Annotated in this window: 5 protein-coding genes; 2 read left to right on the forward strand and 3 right to left on the reverse strand. The window is 71.8% G+C overall.

The window, feature by feature from the left end:
* Nucleotides 1-5 precede the first annotated feature (5 nt).
* Together ACFVYE_RS07085 and ACFVYE_RS07090 are read left to right on the forward strand one after the other, a co-directional pair.
* The gene (locus tag ACFVYE_RS07085) at nucleotides 6-2,165 is read left to right on the forward strand and encodes a peptidase C14 (RefSeq protein WP_389604435.1); all 2,160 of its coding nucleotides are present in this window, start codon (nucleotides 6-8) and stop codon (nucleotides 2,163-2,165) included.
* Nucleotides 2,162-3,094 carry a GNAT family N-acetyltransferase gene (locus ACFVYE_RS07090; RefSeq protein WP_383975964.1) on the forward strand — a complete coding sequence of 311 codons (933 nt, stop codon included), beginning with the start codon at nucleotides 2,162-2,164 and terminating at the stop codon, nucleotides 3,092-3,094. Before ACFVYE_RS07085 ends, ACFVYE_RS07090 begins: the two co-directional genes overlap by 4 nt.
* A 39-nt stretch (nucleotides 3,095-3,133) precedes the next feature.
* Here ACFVYE_RS07090 and ACFVYE_RS07095 read toward each other — a convergent pair whose 3' ends face one another.
* The 3 genes from ACFVYE_RS07095 to ACFVYE_RS07105 all read right to left on the reverse strand — a co-directional run.
* Nucleotides 3,134-3,835: a DUF5995 family protein gene (locus ACFVYE_RS07095; protein ID WP_389604437.1), complete on the reverse strand. Its 702-nt coding sequence runs from the start codon at nucleotides 3,833-3,835 to the stop codon at nucleotides 3,134-3,136.
* A gap of 127 nt (nucleotides 3,836-3,962) precedes the next feature.
* On the reverse strand, nucleotides 3,963-4,853 hold the full coding sequence (locus ACFVYE_RS07100; RefSeq protein ID WP_389604439.1) for an SCO0930 family lipoprotein: 891 nt from the start codon (nucleotides 4,851-4,853) through the stop codon (nucleotides 3,963-3,965).
* A gap of 213 nt (nucleotides 4,854-5,066) precedes the next feature.
* A partial coding sequence (locus ACFVYE_RS07105) for a hypothetical protein (RefSeq protein ID WP_389604441.1) occupies nucleotides 5,067-6,000 on the reverse strand: 934 nt, incomplete at its 5' end.

A 6,000-nucleotide genomic window follows, 5' to 3' on the forward strand; every position in this document is an offset into this window, starting at 1 on the left:
CCGCCATGTCCGTCAATGCATCGTCCCCCGCTCTGCCCTCTGCTTCGTCTCGTCGGAATCTTCTTCGGGCTTCGGGTCTGGCCGGTCTGGTCATGGCCGGTTCGGCCGTGGCCGGCGGTTCCGCCCAGGCCGCACCGTCGCACACGGGCGAGGTGCTCCGTGTCGACACGGTCGCAGCGCTGCGCGCGCTGAACACCAGACCCTTCGACGACGGCACCCAGGTCCTGATCGCCGGCTACCGCACCCCCGGCGACGGCGGCGCCATGGCCGTGCGCTGGGACAAGAAGTCCACCGCCGCGCACAACGGCGGCACCGTCATCGCCCCGCAGAACACGAAGACCGGCCGCTGGCTCCAGCTCCATACCGGAACCCTCGACTTCCGCACCTTCGGCCACTTCGACGCCGAAGAACCCGCCGACGCCGCCCTCGACGCGATGATCGCCGACAACAGCGTCCACCGCATCGAGGCCCACACCGACCTCCTCCTCACCAAACGCCACCTCTGGAACCGCTCCGACATCGAACTCGACTTCGGCGGCCACCGCATACGCACCGAAGGCATCGAGAAGAACACCCACGACAACCCCTTCGGCGCCGTCCTCTCCTTCCGCGGCACCGTCACCGACACCACCGTCGAGCACGCGCTCTCCGGCAAGGTCATCGAGCTCACCGACACCTTCCCGGTCCCCGACGCCAAGGCGTTCGAGGTCGGCCAGTGGTGGGCCGTGCAGGTCGATCCGGTCACGGGCGGCGGCGGTGACGAACGCGAACTGCAGAAGCTGGTCGAGATCACCGAGATCATCGACGCGGACCACATCCGGATCGGCTACCTCAACGGCTGGGAACTCGCCGCGGGCCGCAACCTCACCTGGACCCGCATCGAGCCGGTCCACAACACCCACATCCGCAATCTGGTCTTCGAGGGCGCCGGCCCCGACGAGTACACCGGCTCCCACCCCGTCAGCTTCGAGTACGCCGTCGGCTGCGACGTCTCCGGGATCCACGCCACCGGTACCTTCTGGCCGGTCATCATGCGCCGCTGGTGCACCCGCTTCCGCACCGAGGACTGCTCCCTGAAGAACCCGCCCACCGTCGAGTACGGCGGCGCGGGCTATCTCACCCAGCAGATCTACTGCCTGTACGGACGGGTCGCGGACTGCACGACCAGCAATGTCCGCCATCTCAACGACCTCACCGCCTCCGCCTACTGCACCGTCGTGAACTGCCACGGCGACGGCGACGACGCGGGCGGCAACCCCTTCACCACGCACGGGCAGTACGAGCACGATCTGCTCTTCGACGGCAACTCCGGCCTGATGGACATCGCCAACTCCGGGGCGCAGTGGGGGATTTCGGCGAAGCGGATCACGGTGCGCAGACATGTCTGCTCCTGGTTCACCGCCAACACCAAGATCACCGACCTGACCCTCGAAGACATCACGGTGATCGCCCGCCCCACCTTCGACCAGGCCGGCACCCTCACCGTCAACGCCGACGGCGCCCAGGTGCGCGGCTGTACCGCGAAGACCTTCGCGGTCGCCCAGCGCTCCGCCCGCTCCACCCGGCCCACCACCATCAGCGACTGCTCCTTCGAGCCCCCCGCCGGAGCCGTCCTCGTCCAGACCCCGGTCACCGCGCCCGTGCACTTCGTACGCTGCACGTTCAAGGGTGTCGACGGCGCGATCCTGCGCGGGGCGGGCCCCGTCCACTTCACCGACTGCACGGTCACCGGCGCCGAGAACGCGGCCCCGCTCTCGGTCGGTTCGGCGGATCTGCGGATCGACGGCGGCAGCTACGAGAACACCGGCATCGAACTCAGCGCCGTGCGCGACCAGCGGATCACCGTCACCGGCGGCGCCCGCCTCACCGGCAGCAACAAGGCCAAGGCCCTGCTCGGCCGGGCCGTCGGCGAGGGGCGGACCACCTGGGACATCAACGGTCTCAGCAGCTCCGCCTCCGGCCCGGACACCGCCCATGTCCGCATCGCCGACGGCACGAACCACTACGCGGCGACCGGCAGCCGCTTCACCGGCGGCACGCTCCACCTCGACCCGGACGCCCTGGATTCGGCTCTGCACACCGCGTGCGTGGAGGACGGTACGAAGCGCAGCGCGATGCCGGCCAACGGTGACAAGGCACGCACGGACGGGAACCTGACCCTGTGACCGCAACGATCCGCACCACCACCCCGGCCGACGACCCGGCGCTGGCCACGCTGTGGCGGCGCTGCTTCGAAGCCCCGCAGATCGCCGACCTGCACGCCCTCGATCCGGACCGCCACCGCCACACCTTCGTCGCGCAAAGCGCCGAGGGGGAGGAGATAGATGCGGTCGTCGTCTACGTACCGAGGCTGATCCGCGACGCGGACGGCACCCCGCAGCGGGTCGGCGGCATCGGCAGCGTCGCCACCCGCCCCGAGGCCCGCGGCCAGGGGCTGGTGCGCCGGCTGCTGGAGGCGGCGGAGCACACCATGACGGCCGAAGGGTGCGCCTGGTCGCTGCTGTTCACCGGGACGCCGGGCGTCTACCGGGGCTCGGGATGGCAGGAGTTCGGCAGTACGTACACCGAGGGGACACTCGCGCCCTCGCAGCCCGCCGGGGAGCTCCGGGTCCGCCCGGCCACCGTGCGGGACGCCGCCGAGGTGGCGGCCCTGCACCGCGCGTACAACGCGGACCGGCCGCTCAGCTCGGTGCGGGCCGCCGAGGACTGGGCGGTGCGGGTGCCCGCCTGGTACGGGCCGGTCGAGCGGTCGCTGGTGGCCCAGGACCCCGCGTCGGGGGCGCTCGCCGGCTGGCTGGTGGCCCAGCACCAGGGGGAGTACCTGGAGGTGCGGGAGTTCGCGGGCGCCCCCGAGAGCCTGGGCGGGCTGTTCGCCGCCGCCGGTGAACGGGGCCGGGCGGCCGGGCTGAGCCGGGCCCGGGTCCGGCTCCCCGACGGTCCCGGGATCCGGGCCGCGCTGCCGGTACTGCTGGCGGACACCTGGCGGGTGACCGAACGCGTGGGCATGGCACGCCCGCTGCACGCCACCGAGGAATCGGTGCGGGCCACGGTCACGGCACCCGGCGCGGTCCACTGGTACGGCGACTGCTTCTAGGAGGGGTGTACGGCGACTCCTCCCGGTAGGGGCCCGCCGTCAGCGGCAGGGAGTGAGCAGAAAGCGCCCCACCAGCCCCGCCCCCGCATCCAGCCGACGGCGGAACTCCTCGGCATGCGGAGGCACTTCACGCAGCCGCCAGAGCACCAGCGCCGTCGACCAGGCCGCCTCGCGGGCCCGTTCCGGACTCCACGAGCCGAACAGATGGGTGAGCGGGTCCGCCAGTTCCAGCAGATCGGGGCCGGGCATCAGATCCTCCCGGATCCGCTCCTCCAGCATCAGCAGGAGATCGCCCACCCGGTCGAACTCGTCGTCCAGATCCGGCGGGGCGCAGCCCAGCGTGCGGCAGGTGTCCACCACGGCGAGCGGCAGATCGTGGCCGATGTGCGCGTTGATGCCGGACAGGGCGAACTGCAGTGGCCGTACGCCCGGATGGTGCCGGTACTGGAAGAGCGGATGCCAGCAGTCGGGCGTCCGCTCTCCCGCCGCCTCGGCGTCGACCGCCGACAGGTAGCGCTCGGCGAACCGCACGTCCAGCGTGGCGGCCGGCCGGTCCGGGAACGCACCGCCGTCGATCTGCCGCCGGACGGTCTCGGTGACCGCCAGATAGATGCGGTTGAAGACCGCCACCCCGTCCTCGGCCCCGCCCACCGGCGGCCGGGCGGAGCTGAACACGCGCATCCGCTCGATCGCGGAGGCGATGCCGGGGACGGAGCTGTGCAACTGCTCGAACTGCGCCATGGGGGCAGCGCCCCAGCCCCGGGTCCGGGACGGCGCCGACGGGCCCGGGGTTCATCGGAATGGGGGAACGGCCGTGACGCACATACCCTGTCAGCCACCGCCGCCTCGGCTCCCCGGGCCTGCGCGACTACTTGGCCAGCTTGCCGTTGGGCCGCACGGTGAACCAAGTGCCGTTCACGCCCTGGCCGTTGGCGTCGCCGGGCTTCTCGTCGCCGGTGTACCAGTAGAGCGGCCAGCAGTCGATGCTGAGCTGCTTCGTGCCGTCGGAGCGGGTGTACGGGCTGAGCAGCTTCGGGTCGATGCCCTTGATGTTCTTCTTGTCGACGAGCCTGGCGGGCTTCCACTTCTCCAGGCAGGCGCCCCGGCAGTTGGACTTCATCGGCCAGGCGGTGTCCTTGGTGAAGCGGTAGAGCGTACGCCCCTTGCCGTCGCGGACGATCGTGCCGAGCTCCTTGTCGTCGACCGTGGACAGGGCGGGCAGGTCCTTCGGCTCGCTCGGGGCCTCCTGCGCCTGTGCCTTCGCCTTCGTGCCGTCGGGCGCGGCCGAGAACCAGGTGCCGCCGACGCCCTGCCCGCGGGTCTGCCGGGGCGCCGTGTCCTGCGCGTAGCGGTACAGCGGCCATCCCGCGAGCGTCAGCTGCCTCGTGCCGTCCGCGCGCTTCACCGAGCCGAGCAGCCCGGGATCCACGCCGCGGCCCGCCTTCGCACCGTCGGCGAGCACCGGCGGCCAGGCCGCGGCGCAGTCGCCCGCGCAGTTGGAAGCGGGCGGCTTCGCCGTGTCCTTGTCGAAGCGGTAAAGGGTGAAGCCCGCGCCGTCCGTCACGACCGGGCCCAACTGCCGGCTCTTCCAGACGCTGAGGCGGCCCGCCTGCGAGGGCTGCGCACCGTTGCCCGTCGCGGCGGCGCGCCCGGCGGAGCCGGTGGTGGTCGCCGCCGTGCCCTGGGAGCTTGTGCAGGCCGCCGTCAGCATGACCGCGGCGAGTGTGAATACGACCGGGACGTAGGTGAATTTACGCATGGATATCCCTCTTTCGGAAGTCTTGGAGAATTTGCTTTTCGCTGAAGTGCTGAAGTAATGGCCCGCCCCGGCAGCAGGGGAGGAGTCGGCCGACTGCCGGGGCGGAGTTTCTGGTCCCGGAATTCCTTCTGGCCGGTCACTGTCACTGTGAAAACGGCCGCTGTGGCGGGGAGGTTCAATTCCCGGGAAAATCTTTTACCGGGTCGCGAGCCGTCAGACCCGGCCCGTGCCCGCCCCCGCCAACGTCTGCGTGGGAACGACCACCTGCAGACCGAGTACGCCCAGGTCGACGCTGCCGTCGTTCTCCGCGTACCACCGCCAGTGCGCCCCCGGTACGTCGCCCACCGTCAGCACGATCCAGCCGCCGCCCTCGGGCGCGGTGAGGTCCGCGAGCGCGCGGGCCGCCTCGGCGGTCGGCGCGTCCTGGAGGACTACGAAGCCGGTGACCTCGCCCGTACGGGCGGCGCCACGCACCAGGCCGACGCCCAGTTCCTCGGCGGAGTTGAGGATCTCCTCGGGGGCCTTGCCCTTCACCTCCGACAGGGAACGGACCCGGACCAGACCGTTGAGGCCGGGCAGGGCGCTAGCGCCCGGATCCACCGACACCACCACCGTGCTCTGCCGCGGAAGTTCGAGCAGCCCGCGCACCAGCGCCGCCACGGTGTCCTGGGCGACGACGAGGTCACCGCTGACGCTCAGCGCGCCGTTGATGTGCCCGAGGTCCACCATGACCTGCGCGCCCCGCTCGCTCACCCCGATCCGGGCGAGGTGCGGCAGCGCGAGCGTCACGTCGGCCGCCGGATCGCCCTCGATGACGGAGGGCAGTCCGGTGCGCTCCCAGCGATTCGGTTCGACCGCGGTCCACGGCACGGGCGCCGTGTGCGCCCCCGACACCGACGCGAGCAGCTTCGTGGGTTCGGCCAGGACGCTGTAGACCCGTACCGGACGCTCCGCGTCCGCCGCGTCGGCGGGGATCAGTTCGCGCAGCGCCTGCCGCACCATCACCGGCGTACGGGTGTCCGCCGCGAGCCGCCGCGCGAGCGCGCCCCGCCGGCGCCGCCGCAGCGCGAGCGCCAGGCCGCGCGGCAGCCGCGGCCGCAGCACCCGGGCGGCCCGCGCGATCCCGGAGCCGGTGGCGCGCACGGCC

This window comes from Streptomyces sp. NPDC058239 (genome assembly GCF_042882185.1).
GTDB lineage: Bacteria > Actinomycetota > Actinomycetes > Streptomycetales > Streptomycetaceae > Streptomyces.

Bases quoted from the DNA above. Each gene is read 5' to 3' on its own strand.
- ACFVYE_RS07085 (WP_389604435.1), top strand. From the start codon at position 6: ATGTCCGTCAATGCATCGTCCCCCGCTCTGCCCTCTGCTTCGTCTCGT.
- ACFVYE_RS07095 (WP_389604437.1), bottom strand. From the start codon at position 3,835: ATGGCGCAGTTCGAGCAGTTGCACAGCTCCGTCCCCGGCATCGCCTCC.
- ACFVYE_RS07100 (WP_389604439.1), bottom strand. From the start codon at position 4,853: ATGCGTAAATTCACCTACGTCCCGGTCGTATTCACACTCGCCGCGGTC.